The sequence below is a fragment of the Saccharopolyspora sp. ASAGF58 genome (assembly GCF_012277335.1).
Classification (GTDB): Bacteria; Actinomycetota; Actinomycetes; order Mycobacteriales; family Pseudonocardiaceae; genus Saccharopolyspora; species Saccharopolyspora hattusasensis.
In genome coordinates this window covers 2368590-2384414 of record NZ_CP040605.1, presented here as the reverse complement: position 1 = coordinate 2384414, position 15825 = coordinate 2368590, and the positions used below count along the sequence as shown (strand labels likewise).

Annotated in this window: 14 protein-coding genes and 2 pseudogenes; 6 read left to right on the top strand and 10 right to left on the bottom strand. The window is 69.8% G+C overall.

What is annotated here, in order from left to right:
* Positions 1-2 precede the first annotated feature (2 nt).
* Positions 3-710 carry an ABC transporter ATP-binding protein gene (locus FDZ84_RS11275; RefSeq protein ID WP_168585853.1) on the bottom strand — a complete coding sequence of 236 codons (708 nt, stop codon included), beginning with the start codon at positions 708-710 and terminating at the stop codon, positions 3-5.
* A gap of 277 nt (positions 711-987) precedes the next feature.
* Between FDZ84_RS11275 and FDZ84_RS11270 the strand changes: the two genes are divergently transcribed.
* Both FDZ84_RS11270 and FDZ84_RS11265 read left to right on the top strand, forming a co-directional pair.
* On the top strand, positions 988-2790 hold the full coding sequence (locus FDZ84_RS11270; protein ID WP_168585852.1) for a histidine kinase: 1803 nt from the start codon (positions 988-990) through the stop codon (positions 2788-2790).
* Positions 2787-3446 (top strand): response regulator transcription factor, encoded by a 660-nt coding sequence (locus FDZ84_RS11265; protein ID WP_168585851.1) that lies wholly within the window; start codon positions 2787-2789, stop codon positions 3444-3446. Before FDZ84_RS11270 ends, FDZ84_RS11265 begins: the two co-directional genes overlap by 4 nt.
* A 252-nt stretch (positions 3447-3698) precedes the next feature.
* On the opposite strand, the gene FDZ84_RS11260 is transcribed toward FDZ84_RS11265, so the two are convergent.
* Complete coding sequence (locus FDZ84_RS11260) at positions 3699-3872, bottom strand: hypothetical protein (protein ID WP_168585850.1); 174 nt, start codon at positions 3870-3872, stop codon at positions 3699-3701.
* On the opposite strand from FDZ84_RS11260, the gene FDZ84_RS11255 reads away from it, so the two are divergent.
* Positions 3862-5202, top strand: coding sequence for an amidohydrolase family protein (locus tag FDZ84_RS11255; protein WP_210435512.1), 1341 nt, complete (start codon positions 3862-3864; stop codon positions 5200-5202). The two genes, FDZ84_RS11260 and FDZ84_RS11255, sit on opposite strands and share 11 nt — an antisense overlap.
* Before the next feature lie 228 nt (positions 5203-5430).
* On the opposite strand, the gene FDZ84_RS11250 is transcribed toward FDZ84_RS11255, so the two are convergent.
* Positions 5431-6114, bottom strand: coding sequence for an SDR family oxidoreductase (locus FDZ84_RS11250; protein WP_168585849.1), 684 nt, complete (start codon positions 6112-6114; stop codon positions 5431-5433).
* A 102-nt stretch (positions 6115-6216) separates the two neighbouring features.
* Between FDZ84_RS11250 and FDZ84_RS11245 the strand changes: the two genes are divergently transcribed.
* Positions 6217-7554: an MFS transporter gene (locus FDZ84_RS11245; RefSeq protein ID WP_168585848.1), complete on the top strand. Its 1338-nt coding sequence runs from the start codon at positions 6217-6219 to the stop codon at positions 7552-7554.
* Between the two features lie 428 nt (positions 7555-7982).
* Here the strand turns inward: FDZ84_RS11245 and FDZ84_RS37710 are convergent, their stop codons facing one another.
* The 5 genes and pseudogenes from FDZ84_RS37710 to FDZ84_RS38750 form a co-directional block, all read right to left on the bottom strand.
* Positions 7983-8588, bottom strand: a complete 606-nt coding sequence (locus tag FDZ84_RS37710) for a TetR/AcrR family transcriptional regulator C-terminal domain-containing protein (protein ID WP_210435511.1) — start codon at positions 8586-8588, stop codon at positions 7983-7985.
* Positions 8589-8861: 273 nt separating this feature from the next.
* The gene (locus FDZ84_RS11230; RefSeq protein WP_371812834.1) at positions 8862-10931 is read right to left on the bottom strand and encodes a PhoX family phosphatase; all 2070 of its coding nucleotides are present in this window, start codon (positions 10929-10931) and stop codon (positions 8862-8864) included.
* 166 nt (positions 10932-11097) lie between these two features.
* Positions 11098-11268 carry a hypothetical protein gene (locus FDZ84_RS11225; RefSeq protein WP_168584089.1) on the bottom strand — a complete coding sequence of 57 codons (171 nt, stop codon included), beginning with the start codon at positions 11266-11268 and terminating at the stop codon, positions 11098-11100.
* Positions 11269-11419: 151 nt separating this feature from the next.
* The gene (locus FDZ84_RS38755; protein ID WP_246869300.1) at positions 11420-11857 is read right to left on the bottom strand and encodes a hypothetical protein; all 438 of its coding nucleotides are present in this window, start codon (positions 11855-11857) and stop codon (positions 11420-11422) included.
* A 160-nt stretch (positions 11858-12017) separates the two neighbouring features.
* A pseudogene (locus FDZ84_RS38750) lies at positions 12018-12132 on the bottom strand (MerR family DNA-binding transcriptional regulator); the annotation flags it as partial.
* A gap of 296 nt (positions 12133-12428) precedes the next feature.
* On the opposite strand from FDZ84_RS38750, the pseudogene erm reads away from it, so the two are divergent.
* A pseudogene (erm, locus tag FDZ84_RS11215) lies at positions 12429-13151 on the top strand (23S ribosomal RNA methyltransferase Erm); the annotation flags it as partial.
* A 121-nt stretch (positions 13152-13272) separates the two neighbouring features.
* On the opposite strand, the gene FDZ84_RS39960 reads toward erm, so the two are convergent.
* Positions 13273-13404: a hypothetical protein gene (locus FDZ84_RS39960; protein ID WP_256413677.1), complete on the bottom strand. Its 132-nt coding sequence runs from the start codon at positions 13402-13404 to the stop codon at positions 13273-13275.
* A gap of 486 nt (positions 13405-13890) precedes the next feature.
* Here FDZ84_RS39960 and FDZ84_RS11210 point away from each other — a divergent pair, with 486 nt between their 5' ends.
* The gene (locus tag FDZ84_RS11210) at positions 13891-14256 is read left to right on the top strand and encodes a hypothetical protein (protein ID WP_168585846.1); all 366 of its coding nucleotides are present in this window, start codon (positions 13891-13893) and stop codon (positions 14254-14256) included.
* 101 nt (positions 14257-14357) lie between these two features.
* Here the strand turns inward: FDZ84_RS11210 and FDZ84_RS11205 are convergent, their stop codons facing one another.
* Positions 14358-15581 carry an MFS transporter gene (locus FDZ84_RS11205; protein WP_168585845.1) on the bottom strand — a complete coding sequence of 408 codons (1224 nt, stop codon included), beginning with the start codon at positions 15579-15581 and terminating at the stop codon, positions 14358-14360.
* Between the last annotated feature and the right edge of the window lie 244 nt (positions 15582-15825).

The following is a 15825-nucleotide window of genomic DNA, read 5'->3' as shown; positions in this document are numbered from 1 at the left end:
ATTCATCCGACCATCACCCCGCCGACGATCAGCCCGTCGCGGATCTCCACGATCCGCCTGGCCTTGGCGGCCAGCTCCCGGTCGTGCGTCACGATAACCACTGCAGCCCGGGTTGCCGCTGCGGCGGCGAACAACGCCTGCGTGGTCTCCTCCCCGGTGCGGCTGTCCAGCGCGCCGGTCGGCTCGTCGGCGAAGATCACCTTGGGGCGGTGCGCGAGGACCCGCGCGATCGCCACCCGCTGCGCTTGGCCGCCGGAGAGCTCGCCGGGCAGGCGCTTCTCCAGCCCGCCCAGGCCGAGCCGGGCCAACCAGTCCCGCGCGCCCGCCAGCGCCTGCTTGCGGTTCGCCCCGGCCAGCAGCAGCGGCAGCGCCGTGTTCTCCTCCGCCGTCAACTCGCGGACCAGCATGCCCTGCTGGAAGACGAAGCCGAACTCGTGCCGCCGCAGCGCGCTGCGTTTGGCCTCCCCGAGCTGGTCGATGCGGTGCCCGTCCAGCAGCACCTCGCCGCCGTCCGGGCGCAGAATCCCGGCCAGCACCTGCAGCAGCGTCGTCTTGCCGGAGCCCGACGGACCAACGATCGCCAGCACCTCGCCGGTGTGGATCGCCAGGTCCACCCCGGCCAGCGCCCGGTACGAGCCGTAGTTCTTGAGCAACCCGCGCCCCACCAGGAACGGTCCCCCGGGCCGCCGATCGACGGTTGAAGCCGACATCTTCCTTCCCCCTGCTCGTTTCGCGCCGCTAACGCCGTTCGTCGCCGTTGCGGGTCCGTGCTCGCCGTGCCTGCGGTTGCTCGCGTTTAGGCTGCTGCGGTCAGGATCTCGGTGCCCCGCCTGGTGCGAGGCTCACTCGATTCGAGACTGGCGGGCGGCGGCGGATTTCGGATCGGCCACGGGGCCGTTGATCGACGGCGAAGGTCGGCCGATCGGACAGGGCTTTCGAACCACTCGGCCAAGGTGTTCGAATCGGGGCAAAGGCTACGGTCGAGCCGTGAGCAATTTCGCGACGAGACCCGGAACCGGGCCGGCTGCCCCGTGGTGGCGGCGGCTCGGCGATTTTCTGCGCGAGCAGTGGATCTTCGCCGGGCTGCTCGGGTTGTTCTGGCTGGGGGACACGCTAGGGTGGCTCTCCAACCGTGGCGCTGTGCTGATCCCGGGCATCACCGCGATGGCGCTGCTGGCGATCGCCGGCCGACGCGCTCCGGTCCGGTGCGGACTCGCGGCCGCGGTGGTGCTGTGCGGCACCACGGTGGTCGGCCGGCTGGCCGGCGCGTACTTCCACTCGCTTGGGCTGGATAAGATCACCCCGACCGAGAACCTGGCAGGGCTGCTGCTGGTGCTCTACCTGTTCCGGTTCCACCCGCTGCGCAAGGCAGTTCCGGTCACCGCGGTGCTCGTGGTGGCCTGCGTCGCATCGGTGCTGGTGCGCACCGGATCGTCGGTCGTCTACCCGTCGATGGACTTCGGCCAGACGCTTAGCTTCGGTTTCCTCCAGCTGATGCTCACCGTGGGCACCGGCATGTACCTGCGCAGCCGGCGGCCCGCGCGGGAAGAGGTCCGGGACACCCCGTTGCGCGTGCTGGCGCGGCGGCAGTGGCCGGTGATCGCGGTGCTGAGCGTGCTGGTCTTCCTGGAGTTCACCAAGAATGGGGCCGATTCGCTGGTCATCGGCGTCGTGCTGCTGTTGTGCGGTGTCGTGATGTCGGTGCTGGCCGTCCTCGGGCCGATCCGACCGTTCGAGGCGTCGGTGCTCGGGGCCACGGCCCTGGTGCTCACCGCGTTGATGATGCGCTTCTGGGGGCTCTCGACCGAGGTCGCCTTGATCGGCGGGATCCCGATCACCGCCACCGGAGCAGGAATGCTGCTGGTGACCTACGCCACCAGGCACGCGGAGCCGCGGCGCGCGGTGCTGGCGGGCGCCGCGCTGGTCGGTTCGGCGTTGTTCGCCCTGTTCGTGATGCCGATCAGCTCGTCGCCGCTCAGCGGTATTAGCGGCTACCTGCAATCGGTCTTCCTGGGCGGCTTGTTGCTGGTCATCTCCGTCGGCACCGGGATGTACTTCCGCGCGCGGGATACGGAGCGCGCGAAGACCGTGCGCAGCGCGGTGTCGGACGCGCAGCAGGCCGAGCGGATGGCGCTGGCGCGGGAGCTGCACGACGTGGTGGCGCACCACGTCACCGGCATCGTGGTGCAGGCCCAGGCCGCCCAGATGGTCGCGAAGAAGAACCCGAAGGCGGCGACCGACGCGTTGGCGCGCATCGCCGACAGCGGCACCGAAGCGCTGACCGCGATGCGACGGCTGGTCGCGAGCATGCGTGGCGCGGAGCCGGCCGGTGCTTCGGCGGCGACCGAGCAAGCGACCACCGACCTCGAAGCGGACCTCAAAGCTCTCGTGAAGGCCACTCGGCGGGCCCCGGTCGGCGACCACCGGCCGACCACTGTGGAGCTGCGCGTCGACCTCGGCCGGGAGATCCCGCCGGAGGTCGCCAGATCCACACTCCGCGTGGTGCAGGAATCCCTCACCAACGCCGAAAAGCACGCGCTCGACGTGAGTTACGTGCAGGTCGACGTCTACGCCGACCCGACTAACATCTACGCGCGGATCACCGATGACGGCACGGCGGTACGCCAGCAACCGGTCGGCGGCTCGGGCGGATACGGTCTGGTGGGGATGCGGGAGCGGATCGAGCTGCTGGGCGGCCGGTTCCGGGCCGGTCCGGGAGACCACGTCGGTTGGCGCGTCGAGGCAGTGCTGCCGTTGGCGGAGCAGAACGGGGAAGTGGGACAGCGATGATCCGGGTGTTGATCGCCGACGACCAGGAGCTGGTGCGCGCCGGTTTCCGGATGATCCTGGAGTCCCAGGACGACATCGAAGTGGTGGCCGACGTCGCGACCGGGCTGGACGCGGTCCGGGTCGCGCGTGAGAAGCGGCCGGACGTGTGCCTGATGGACATCCGGATGCCCGGGATCGACGGGCTGGAGGCGACCAGGCAGCTGGCCGGTCCCGACGTCGTCGACCCGATCAAGGTGGTCGTCGTGACCACCTTCGACCTGGACGAGTACGTCGACCGCGCGTTGCGCAACGGGGCGAGCGGCTTCCTGCTCAAGGACGCCGGTCCGACGCTGCTGCTGGAGGCGATCCGGGCGGCGGAGCGCGGCGACGCGCTGGTCTCGCCGCAGATCACGGTGCGCCTGCTCAAGCATTTCGCCCAGCCGCAGGTGCAACGCCGCGCCGTGCCGAAGCCGACCATGGAGCTGACCGAGCGCGAACTCGATGTCGTGCGGGCGACCGCGCGCGGTCTGACCAACGGCGAGATCGGCCAGGAGCTGTTCATGTCGCTGTCCACGGTGAAGACCCATCTCGCCGCCGCGCAGGGCAAGATCAAGGCCCGCAACCGGGTGGAGACCGCGGCGTGGGCGTGGCGCAGCGGGTTGATGGACGACGCGTGATTTCTCGCCCTGCACGGGTGGTCCGGGAGTAGCGCTGCGGGACGGCCACACGAGTCTCTATGCGCCGCGTCGGGGTCTCCCTTATGTCGCAAGGAGTTCGGTGGAGCGCGGGCGTGGTGTCCGTGGCGGATGCTGTTGGCCTGATGCCGATCGAGGCGTTGCCGAACGCGTCGCGCAACCGTTGTCCTACCCGTTCGGGGTCGGCCGACAGGCTGGCTGGGACTGGCCGATCGAACGAGGTCGACGGACCGATCAGCCGAGGTCCGGGGCCTGGAAACCGGCGATGCTGGAGTCCATGACACAGCGGAGGCAGGACATCGTTCTCGTGGCAGTGCTGGCCGGGATCGCGGGGTTGGCGGGGGTGATCATGTTGCTCGTCATAAGCACGGGTGGCGGCGGATAAGCGTCGGGCAGAATGCGGGGCATGCCGATCGCACTCCGCCTGCGCGCGCCCGTGGTCCTGCCCTGCGATCCCGGTTGTTCGGTGATCCGGGACGCCGTGGTGGACGTCGACGGCGAGGGGCGCATCGTGTACTGCGGGCCGCGCGTCGGGGCGCCGGAACGTCCGCACGGTGCGAATGTCCGGGAATGCGGTGGAATCCTGCTGGCGGGCTTGATCAACGCGCATGCGCACAGCCCGATGACGCTGCTGCGGGGGATGGGCGGAGACCTTCCGCTGCTGCGTTGGCTGCACGAGGTGATCTGGCCGGCCGAGGCGCGGCTGCGGCCGTCGGACGTTCGTGCCGGGATGGAGCTCGGGTGCGTCGAGATGCTGCGGGCCGGGGTCACGACGAGCGCCGAGATGTACTTCATGGGCGAGGCGGTGGTCGACGCCACGCTGGCGGTCGGGTCCCGGGTGGTGTTCGCCTCGGCGGTCATCTCCACCCCGGCGCTGGACAAGCTCGGCGGCTGGCGGGGCATGGTCGACGGGATCAACCGGTGGATCGACGCCGATGGCCTGCGGTTCGGCCCCGGTGATCGGGTGGAGCTGGCCTATGGGCCGCACTCGGCGTACACCCTGCCGCCGGAGGCGTTGCAGGCGATCGGCGAGTCCGCGCAGCAGCGTGGCGCGCTGGTCCACACGCATGTGGCGGAGACCCTCGCCGAGGACACCGAACAGCGCGAGAAGTTCGGTTCGGTGCCCGCGTTGTTGGAGAAGCTGGGTGTGCTCGACGGCCGCGTGCTCGCCGCGCACGGCGTGCACCTGTCGGACGACGACATCGAGCTGTTCGTGCGCCGCGGGGTGGGCGTGGCGCACTGCCCGGGGTCCAACGCGAAGCTCGCCTCGGGGACCGCGCGGTTGGTCGACCTGCTCGCCGCGGGGATTCCGGTGGGGCTGGGCACCGACGGGCCGTCCAGCAATGACGATCTGGATCTGTGGGAGGAGGTGCAGTTGGCGGGACTGTTCGCGCGGACCGTGACAGGCGATGCGACGGCGTTGAGCGCGGGTGCGGCGCTGCTCGCCGCGACGCGGGGCGGCGCGGAGGCGCTGCACCGGGGCGACATCGGCACCCTGGAGCCGGGGCGCTGGGCCGACATCGTGCACCTGGACGTCGACGACCCTGCGTTCGCCACGGGCCTGGACGTGCCGGACGATCAGGTGCTGGCGAACGTGGTGTGGGCGGCCGGATCTCGGTGCGTCCGGGACGTCTGGGTCGCGGGTGAAGAGGTGCTGCACGAGCGCGAGCCCACGCGGGTGGACAGGGGCACCGTGCAGGCCGCAGCCCGCGCGGCGTCCCAGCACATCCGGGGCTGACGGCCCGACGGCAGTGGAGCGCCCCGATACACGCGGTGGCGTGCGTCTCGCCCGGCATGCCACCGTTGTCAACCGGCCCTGAATCGGCTGGCCCTGAATCGGCTGGCCCTGAATCGGCGATGGACCCGACCGTGCAGGCCGCCGGTCGTCCGGACCGCCTGCCCGGATCCGGATGCCCGGACAGGTCCCCGGATCAGTTCGGCCGACCCCAGATCAAGCCGATCCCGGTCAGGACGGCCGGATGACGATCTCGGCGAGGTGTGCGTCGGCGCTGGCGCGCACCGCCGACACGATCGGCGCCGCCACCGATTCGGGGCGCAGGTAGTGGTCGGGGTCGAACGCCTGGCCCTCCTGCTCGCGGACGCTGCGCTGCATGTCGGTGGCGGTGCGACCCGGGAACACCGAGGTGACCCGAACGCCGTTGGTCGCTTCTTCGGCGCGGAGCACGTCGGCGAAGGCGCGCAGTGCGAACTTGCTCGCGGCGTAGGAACCCCAGTTCGGCTTCGCGGACAGGCCGGCGCCGGAGTTGATGAGCACGACGTGGCCCTTCGCGGCGCGCAGCGCGGGCAGCAGCAGCCGGGTCAGCTCGGTGACGGCGAAGAGGTTCAGCTCGAAGGTGCGCCGCCAGGAGTCGCTGGCGGCTTCGGCGACGGGGGCCAGTTCGACGAGACCGGCGCTGTGCACCACAACGTCGAGCCGATCGATGTCGGCGACCGCGGCGGCGACGGCATCGCGGTCGGTTAGTTCTACGGGCCACGGTTTGGCACCGGGGAGCTCGTCGACGAGAGTTTGCAGCGCGGTGGCGTCGCGCCCGCCCAACAGCAGGTCGTGCGTATCGGAGAGCGAGCGGGCGACGGCGGCCCCGATGCCTCTTGAGGCGCCGGTGACCAGGGCAATTGGGCGTTCGAGCATGCCATAACGGTATCGTCGGGCGGTTCCGGGGCGGCGACCGGTCATCCCAGCAATCGGGCTGCCTCTTGACCCGTTGTGGGTGATGGGGCTTAGGTCACTCCAGTGAGCAGCGCCGACGCAGCCCCTGCCGAAGTCCAGAACCGGATCCTGCGCAAGGTCGCGGTCCGGCTGATGCCGTTCCTGATCTTGCTCTACTTCGTGAACTACCTGGACAGGGTCAACATTGGTTTCGCCGGTCCGAACGGGATGAACGACGAGCTGGGGCTGACCGCGACGGCCTTCGGCTTCGCGTCGGGCATCTTCTTCATCGGCTACCTGGTGCTGGAGGTGCCGAGCAACCTCGCCCTGCACCGCTTCGGGGCGCGAAAGTGGCTCGCCCGAATCATGATCAGCTGGGGCGTGGTGGCCACCGTGATGGCGTTCGTGCCGAGCCCCACCGCTCTCGTCGTGCTGCGGTTCCTGCTCGGCGTGGCCGAGGCCGGGTTCTTCCCGGGCATCATCCTGTACCTGACCTACTGGTTCCCGGCGGCGCAGCGGGCGAAGGCGGTCGCGCTGTTCATGACCGCTATCCCGGTGTCCAGCGCCATCGGTGCCACGGTTTCGAGCGCGCTGATCAGCGGTGGGCACGGGATCTTCGGGCTGTCCGGGTGGCGGTTCATGTTCCTCGTCGAGGGCATCCCGGCGATGCTGCTCGCGGTGGCGACCTGGTTCTACCTGACCGACCGGCCGTCGGGGGCGAAGTGGCTGTCGGCGGAAGAACGGGCCTGGCTGAGCGACCAGCTGGAGGCCGAGCGCGCGCATACCGAGACGGCGCACGGCTGGCCGCTGCGGAAGGCCTTGACCCACCCGCGGATCCTGGCGCTGGCGTTCGTGTACTTCGGCATCGCGTACGGCCTGTACGCGCTGGGCTTCTTCCTGCCCACCATCATCAAGGGCTTCGAGCAGCAGTACGGCACGGATCTGTCCACTATGGAAACCGGGCTGGTCACCGCGGTGCCGTACGTGGTCGGCGCGGTGGCCATGGTGTTCTGGGCCGCGCACGGCGACGGGAAGCGGGAGCGGGTGTGGCACGTCGCGTTGCCGATGCTGCTCGGCGGCGTGTGCATCCCGATCGCGCTGTACCTGGGCAATCCGCTCGGCGCGATGGCCGCGGTGACGGTCTGCGCGGTCGGCGTCTGCGCCGCGCTGCCGACCTTCTGGGCGTTGCCGAGCAACTTCCTGTCCGGTGCCGCGGCGGCGGGCGGCATCGCGCTGATCAACTCGCTGGGCAACATCAGCGGTTTCGCGGCGCCGTACGTCACCGGTGCGCTCAAGGACGCGACCGGTTCCCAGAAGACCGGCCTGTGGGTGGTCGGCTTCGTGATGGTCGCGGCGGCGATCACGGTGATCGCCCTCCGCGCGGCACCGGGGGCGGAGAAGCAAGAAGTGAGCACGGCGTAAGCAAGCTGATGCGCCTCGCGGTCCTCGGCGTCTGCGGGGCGTGGCCGGGTGCGGGGCGTGGCCGGCTGCGGGGCAGGCGTGCAGCGGTTACCTCGTCGAGCACGACGGGTTCCGCCTGTGCTGGATCCCGGCTACGCCACGCTGCCGAGCCTGCTCGCGTCGACTCCGGCGGAGTGGGTGGACGCGGTTCTGGTCAGCCCCGGACATCCGGATCGCTGCGCAGATCTGAATCCGTTGCTGCGGGCCCGGGCTCTAGGTGACGCCCCCCGCCGCCGCTGCTGGTCCACGCCTTGCCGGGTGCTCTGGACGCGGTGCTCTGGACGCGGTGCTGGCGCTGGATGGCCGAATGCTGCAAGGCTCCGACGAGCGCTTGAGTTCGACGTCGGCACGCGGTTCGAAATTGGGCCGTCCACAGTGGACACGGGTCGCTACCGCACTTCGTGCCCAACGCGGGCATGCGGCTGGCAGCGGACGGCAAGGTCATCAGCTACACCGGGGATACCGGCCCCAGCCCGGACATCGTCGAGCTGGCTCGCGAAGCCGACGTCTTCCTGGCCACTCGTGCTGACCCACCTCTGCCCGGGCACCGAAGCGGCTGATGCGCAGCGGTCGGCCCGCGCAGCCTTCACCGGCGAGATCGAAGTCGCCGTGTCGGGGTTGGAAAGGGGCCTCGCCTGACGGGGATCAAGAATCGGCGCCCGTACAGCCGCAAGAACGCCCGCACGCCGCTGACGATGATCTCGTCGGCCTCGTCCGGGGGGCATCGGCATCGAGCCGTAGAACGTCCGCTGGAGCATGGTGGTGACCGTTAGCAGGTTGAAGTGGAGGGCGGCCTGCTTGGCGTCGTCGATCGCGAGCAGACCCCGGCCGGCGATCTTCCGGAGGTACAGAGCGAGCCGTTCATGCACCGACTGCGGGCCTGCGGCCAGCAATTTCTCCAGCACCGGAGCGCCGCGGAACCGCACGAAGACCAGCCGGCGGAGCCCGGACCGCTGGAACTCCGGCACCGACCGCACGGACGCGACTTCGGCCACCGCGCCGAGCACCTCCCCCAACCACTCGGCGACCGCGGCACCGCGCCGTCCGGCACCACCAAGGGCAGGTCGACGTCGCTGTACTCGTCAGCGATTCCGGCTCCCAGCGAACGGTCAACGACACCCGCGACCCCGGCGCAGCGCCGTGCAACGCGCGCGCCAAGGCCCGCGCGAACGACGCTTGATCCGCAGACGCCACCAGCCGAAACTACCCCGGGAAGCGCAACGAGGGCCTCCGGAACAAGCCGAAGACCCTCGCGCTCGCAAGGTGGATCAGCTTCCGCCGATCTCACCGCCGTCCTTGCGCCAGACCGCCACGACCGACGGGCGCGGCTGCGAGTTGCCGCCGTCCGGCCAGTGCGAAGCCGGCTTGTCCGCGCTCGCCCCGTCGAGCTCGCCCGGGTGCTGCACGCACACGGTCACGAACTTGTCCCGGATCACCGGGCCGCAGGTCTCCGCGCCGTGCGGCACCGTCAGGAATTGCTTGACATGCCCGCGCTCCGGACCGTCCACCGGCACCGAGAACAGGCCGTCGTTGCTCTTCAGCGCGTTGCCGTCGGTGGAGATCCACAGGTTGCCGTGCCGGTCGAAGGCCACGTTGTCCGGGCACGAGATCGGGCTGACCTGGGACTTGTCGAACCCGCCGAAGTAGGTTCCCGCGTCGTTCGGGTCGCCGCACACCAGCAGCAGGTTCCAGTGAAGCCTGGTGCCGACCGCGTCGTCGTCGATCTCCAGGATGTGGCCGTGCTTGTTGCCGACCCGCGGGTTGGCCTCGTCCGGCGCGGCGTTGCCGGTCGAGCCGCGGTTGCTGTTGTTGGTCAGCGCGCAGTAGATGCGGCCGTTGACCGGGTTCGGCTCGATGTCCTCCGGCCGGTCCATCTTGGTCGCCCCGACCTCGTCGGCGGCGAGGCGGGTGAAGAGGTAGACCTCTTCGGCGGTGAACCCGGGCACGAAGGACTTCTTGCCGCTGGCCAGCGGAATCCACTCGCCGGTGCCGTCGAAGTGGCCGTCCGACGGCAGCTTGCCGGTGCCGTCGATTTCGCCGGCGGGGCTGTTGCCGCTGAACTTCGCGACGTACAGGGTGCCGTCGTCGAGGAGCGACATGTTGTGCCGGCGGGCGTAGGCGCTGTTGCCCGGCTTCACCTTGCCGTTGGAGACGAACTTGTAGATGTAGTCGAAGCGCTCGTCGTCACCGGAGTAGACGACCACGCGCCCGTCGTCGGCGATCTTCACCGCCGCGCCCTCATGCTTGAAGCGGCCGAGCGCGGTGTGCTTGACCGGCGTCGAGTTCGGGTCGTGCGGGTCGATCTCGACGACCCAACCGAAGCGGTTCGCCTCGTTGGGCTCCTTGGCGAGGTCCCAGCGCTTGTCGAACCTCTCCCATTTGCGGGTGCTCGCGGTGCCCTTGAGGCCGTAGCGGGAGAGGCGCTTCTTGGCCGTCGGCTCGGTGACCGAGTCGGCGTTGGCGAAATACTGGTTGAAGTTCTCCTCGCCGGAGAGGATCGTTCCCCACGGCGTCATGCTGCCCGCGCAGTTGTTCTGCGTGCCGAGGACCTTCGTGCCGGTCGGGTCGGCGGAGGTCTTGAGGTAGTCGCTGCCCGCGGCCGGCCCGCGCAGCTCGAACGGCGTGCTCAGGGTGATGCGCCGGTTGTACTTGCTCGGCAGTGGCTTGAGCCCGCCGCCCTGCTGCTCGACATACACCACCGAGAGGCCGTGCGCGGCCCAGGCGATGCGCACCTGCTCCTCGGTCGGGTTGTTCTCGTCGTAGCCGACGAACATGTGCGTTTCGGTGGTGTACTCGTGGTTCACCACCAGCAGGCCGCGCTTGCCGCTGCCGTCCAGCGAGACCAGCTCGGCGAAGTCGTTGTTGTAGCCGAACTGCTTCTCCTGCGCCGCCGCGGTCTGGTTGTTGAAGTCGAACTCGGGCGCGCCGGGCAGCACCGGGTCGCCCCAGCGGATCACGATGCCCTGCTCGTAGCCCTCGGAGATGACGACCCGGTCTTCGGTGTTCGGGGCGACCGGGGTGTAGTCGGTGCCCGGCACGTTGCCCTGGCCCGGGCGGGCGAGCGGGGCGGGCGCGGGGGTCGCCGCCGTCGCGGTGCCCGCGAGGGCCGCCGCGCCGCCGACGGTCAGCGCGAGCACGCCGCTGGCCTTGAGCGCGCCGCGTCGGCTGAGCACACTCTCGACGATGTCGCCGAAGTAGGCGTTGTCCGAGGTGTTGGGGGCTTCGTGCGCACAGGCGTTGCCGCAGCGGTACTTGCACGTCACCGAGGAGCGGTTAGCCGAGTGGTGGGGAAGCAGGGGGAGCGGGATGACCCGCCCGCTGTCCGGTCGCGAAGACAAGCGGACCTCCAGATGCTCGTCAGGGGAACAACTGGAAGTTAGGTCGATCAGGCGATGGTTCCCGGACGCGAAAGTAAACGGCGGTTAAACATGCGACACAGAGTTATCGAAACCGCAGGCGAGAGACCTGAATTGACCAACGCTGCGTGTCCGACCGAACACCGAATCAGCAGTAGGGCGGCTGGTTGGTGAGCGCGGTCGCCACGGTCAGCCAGACGCGGAACTGCCGGTAGACGTCGGGCATGCGGCCGCTGATCGCGACGTCGCGGGCGGCGACGCCGGGGAGGTTCCGCAGGGTGTCGGCGACCGAAGCCGACGGCCAGCGCACGGCGTTCACCGATCGTTTCACGCCGACCGGGCTCTAAGCGCGGAGGATTGCCCCGCAGCCAGGTCAGGACCTGCTGGACGTGCTCGTTCGGCGGGAAGATCGGGTAGCGGGCGTGCTCGATCGCGCCGTCGCGGCTGATCAGCGTCAGCCGTTTGTAGAGTCATCCCGCCGAGCTCGGCGTTGGCAGGTCGAGCGCGCCGGCCAGGGCCAGCGCGGGATCGGAGAGCATCTGGAACGGCAGGCGGAGCCGCTCGACGACCTCGCGCTGGTAGTCGGTGTCCTGGCTGGACAGGCCGCGCACGCGGGTCGCGCGGCGTCGTGCAGGTCCTCGCGGTGGTCGCGGAAGCTGCACGCCTCGGGGGTGCAGTCCGCGCTCCGGGGATCGAGTCCCACTCCTCCGGGAGGTCGGTGCCGGGACGACCGGTGAGCGGGTAGATGTAGAGCACTGCGCGGCCCGGGCCGAGCTCGTCGACGTGGACCCTTCGCCTGCTGTGCCCGGGAGTTCCAGGTGCGGCATCCGCCTCCCGGGCCGGTGGTTCGCCGCGCCGTCGTCCTCGGGCACGGGCAGGTCGGCTGGCAGGTTCAGGTAGTCGTTCATCGGGTCCCGATCCACGGGCGGCGCGGCTGTTGCGATGGGCGGCTTCGTGCAGGTGCGCGATCAGCACCGCGCGGCGGGAGGTGAGCGCCTCGGTCCGCTCGGGGATGCCCAGGTTGCTGAGCGTCCTGATCTCCCGCGCCAGCCGCAGGTCGTCCTCGTCGTAGTCCCGGTAGCCGTTGGGCAAACCGCCCGGGCATGATCAACCCCACCGATTCGTAGTAGCGCACCGCTTTGGTCGTCGTTCCTGCCCGCCGGGCCAGTTCGCCGATCCGCATTCCCGTCACCTCGACGAACGCTAAACCCTGTCCCCGGGGGCAGGGTCAACCCGAGCGGAAAAATCGGTGTCGTCGGCGTGGCCCGCGTTGCTATCTTCCCCCGCATGTCGTGTTTTGCTGTTGCCGTTTTCATGCGGCTGCGTTCCGCCTAGGCGGCGCAGGATCCGAATTCGCGCCGCCGTACGCGTCCGGGCTCCCGTTTCCAGACGCGCGGTTCGTCGTGCCTGAAACACCACGCTGACCTGCGCTCGCGAGAGCCCGGTTCCGACCGGTCCGCGAACACAGGAGCAGCCGACATGCCTACCCGCCGGAATTCGGCGCGCGATCGTGCGCGCCGCGAACTCGGCCAGAACTTCTTGATCGACCGGAGCGTCGCCCGGCGCCTGGTCGATCTCCTCGATCCATCACCGGTTCCGGTGGTCGAACTCGGGGCAGGGCGCGGGGCCCTCACCCGCGAACTCGTCCACGCCGGACGAACGGTCACCGCCGTGGAACTGGACCGCCACTGGGCGGACGAGCTCCGCGACAGCTGTCCACGAGTGAGCGTGATCAGGTGCGACATGCTCGATTTCCGCTTCCCCGCCGCGCCGCACGCGGTGGTCGGCAACCTCCCGTTCCGCATCACGACGGCGATGACGCGCCGGCTGCTGGGCGAGCGGAGCTGGTCGGAGGCGGTGCTGCTGGTGCAGTGGGATGTGGCCCGGAAACGCGCGTCAGGTGGCAGCCAGCTGAACGCCCAGTGGGCGCCGTGGTACGAATTCCGGCTCCGCGGCGGGGTTTCCGCGCGATCGTTTCGCCCGGTACCCGCGGTCGACGGCGGCATCCTGAAGGTGCAGCGCAGATCGCACCCGCTGGTGCCGTTCGGCGACCTGCGGCGCTACCAGCGGTTCGTCGAGGCGGTGTTCACGGGGCGCGGCCGCGGCCTGGCCGAGATCGTCCGCAACGTGACGGGCTGCCGGGTGCGAAACCTGCCCGCGCTCCCCCGGGATCTCACCGCGGAGGCCTGGGCCCACCTCTACGCCGAAACGAAACCACCTGACACCAAGGCTCATGAGCACTCAGGGCCGCCATCGCAACCCAAAGCGCTGAGGCGGTGAAGCGGCGTTGTGGTGGCCGCTCTCCGGCCCAGGCTCTTCACTGTCACGCGCCCTCGCGGGTCCGGGGCGCTTGGTCCAGCGGCGTGGAGAGGACGCGCTCGCCCGAATCGGAGATGTTGGCGAGGAAGAGCCGGTTGGTCATGAAGAACACCGGCCGCAGCACGGTGGCGGGCACGCCGAGACGCTGGATGTGCGCCTCGATGGTGGCTTGCTCTCGAAGTGGGCGACGCCGGAGTCGCGTTCGGCGCCGCCGACGGAGTTGTAGACGGTGTCCGGTGCCGGTCCTTGGCGATGTCGGCGACCGCCGAGCCCAGGCGGACCTCGGCGGCGAGTCCCGCTTCGTCCCAGGCCAGCGTTTGCATGCTGAACACCGCGTCCGCGCCGGTCATCGCCTTGCGAAGGGAAACTGGGCGACGCTGGCCGAGCTGGCGCATGTCGGCTACGCCGAGCTGACCATGGAACGGGTCGCGGAGCGCGCCAAGACCGGCAAGCGTCGCTGTACCGCAGGCGGTCGAGCCGGATGGAGCTGGTGCTGGCCGCGGTTTACAGCACCTGGCCGGAAGGCTGCGTCGGTGGACACCGGGAGCCTGCGCGGAGATCTCCTCGCGATGATCGCAACGCCGAAGCGCTTGACGTTTCCGCTGGTCCGGGGTCGTGAGTGTTGCTTCCGGTTCTTACCGGAACCAACACTCACGACAACCGCGAGCTGATGCGCCGCCAGCAGTCCATGCAGGTGGCCTCGTCGATCCACTCGATGCTCACCATCGCGGCCTATCTGGGGTGGGTGGCGGTGAACAGCGTGCTGCTGGGCCGCTGGCAGGCGATGATCGCCGAAGTCGCCCCGGCAGCGGGGCGTCCCCGCTGGTTCGCCTTCCACGGCTCGTCGTGGGGCATCGCCCAGCCTGCCGTCCCAGCGGTCGTGGTTGTGGCCGCAAGCCTCGCGGGCGGCACTCTGACCGCTGCAGTCGCTTTCCTGGCCGGGCGGGTACTTCTGACCCGGCACCTCCGGCAGGCCTGGCGCCGATGATCGGCAGCGGAGGCGGATGTCTGCGCCGGTTTAAACCCGGCTTCCCCTGATGTCCGTCCGTGCAAGGGGGTCACCGGGTCCATCAGTCGTTCAGTTGGGCCTCAGAACTCCTCGCCGACCAGGGCGGCCTCGGCGGGGGCCTGGTGGGCGTCGGCCTTGGTGCGCAGTTCCAGGGACAGCAGGCCCGCTGCGATCACGCACAGCACCGCGCCGACCGCGAACGGGGCGTGCTGCGAACCGAACCAGGTGGCCACGTGCCCGACGAGGGTGGCCGCGACCGCGCCGCCGAGCCAGCGGCAGAAGTTATAGCCGGCGCTGGCGACCGGGCGCGGCGCGTCGCTGATGCTCATCGCGGTACCGGTGAACAGGGTGTTGAGCAGGCCGGAGGCGACGCCGCTGACGACCACCGCGACGACCACGACGGGCTTGGAGCCGATCGCCATGACGCCGAGCAGGACCGCGAAGAACAGCACCGCGATGATGGTCCCGCCGACCTCGCCGAACCGGGCCGCGAGCATCGGGGCCAGGAACACGCCGGAGAGGGCGACGCACAGGCCCCAGCCGAAGAACACCAGGCCGACCGCGATCGCGCCGAACTCCAGGACGAACGGCGACCAGGCCAGCACGATGAAGAACGCGGCGGTGTAGAAGGCGGAGCCGAGCGCCGTCCGCAGCAGGCCACTGTGGCCGAGCGCGCGGATCGGGTCGAGCAGCCGGACCTTGGGCCGGTCGGCGCGGTTGCCGTCCTTGGGCAGGAAACCGCCGGAGAGGATCAGCGCGATCGCCATCAGCACCGCGGTGCCGGCGAACGGTCCGCGCCAGGAGATGTTGCCCAGCAGGGCGCCCAGCAGCGGGCCGGTGGACAGGCCGATGCCCAGCGCCGCCTCGTAGAGCAGGATGGCGGCCTGCTGGCCGCCGCTGGCGGCGCCGACGATCACCGACAGCGCGGTGGCGATGAAGAAGGCGTTGCCGAGGCCCCACACCGCGCGCAGCGCGACGAGTTGGCCGATCGAGCCGGCCATCGCGCACGCCAGGGTCGCCACCACGATCAGCACCAGGCCGGTGACCACGGTCCGCTTCGCGCCGAAGCGGGCGCTGAACGCGCCGGTGATGAGCATCGCCACGACCTGCACGCCCAGGTAGGACGAGAACAGCAGGGTGACCTGCTCGGGTCCGGCGCGCAGCGCCTCGGCGATGGAGAGCAGGATCGGGTCGACCAAGCCGATGCCCATGAAGGCGATCACGGCCGCGAACGCGGTGATCCACACCGCCTTCGGTTGTCCCTTGAAAACGTCGAGGAACCGAACGTCGTGCCCGGCGCTCATCGGTCGCCACCCCTCATGGACGGGAGCAAGTCGTTTGCGAGGCTAACAAAGTTTTGTTAGCAAACCAAACGGACATGAGGGGGTTCACGGCGAATTGCTCCAGCTGGCTGCAAGGGTGGCGACCGATGGGCTCAGCGGACAAGGGCGGCGATCAGTGCCGCATGAGGCTGGTGTGGAAGCGGTTGCGTCGCGGTGTGCAAGGGTGGGGTTTTGTTTCTAAGCGGCGCCAGCCGCTTAGCCCGCG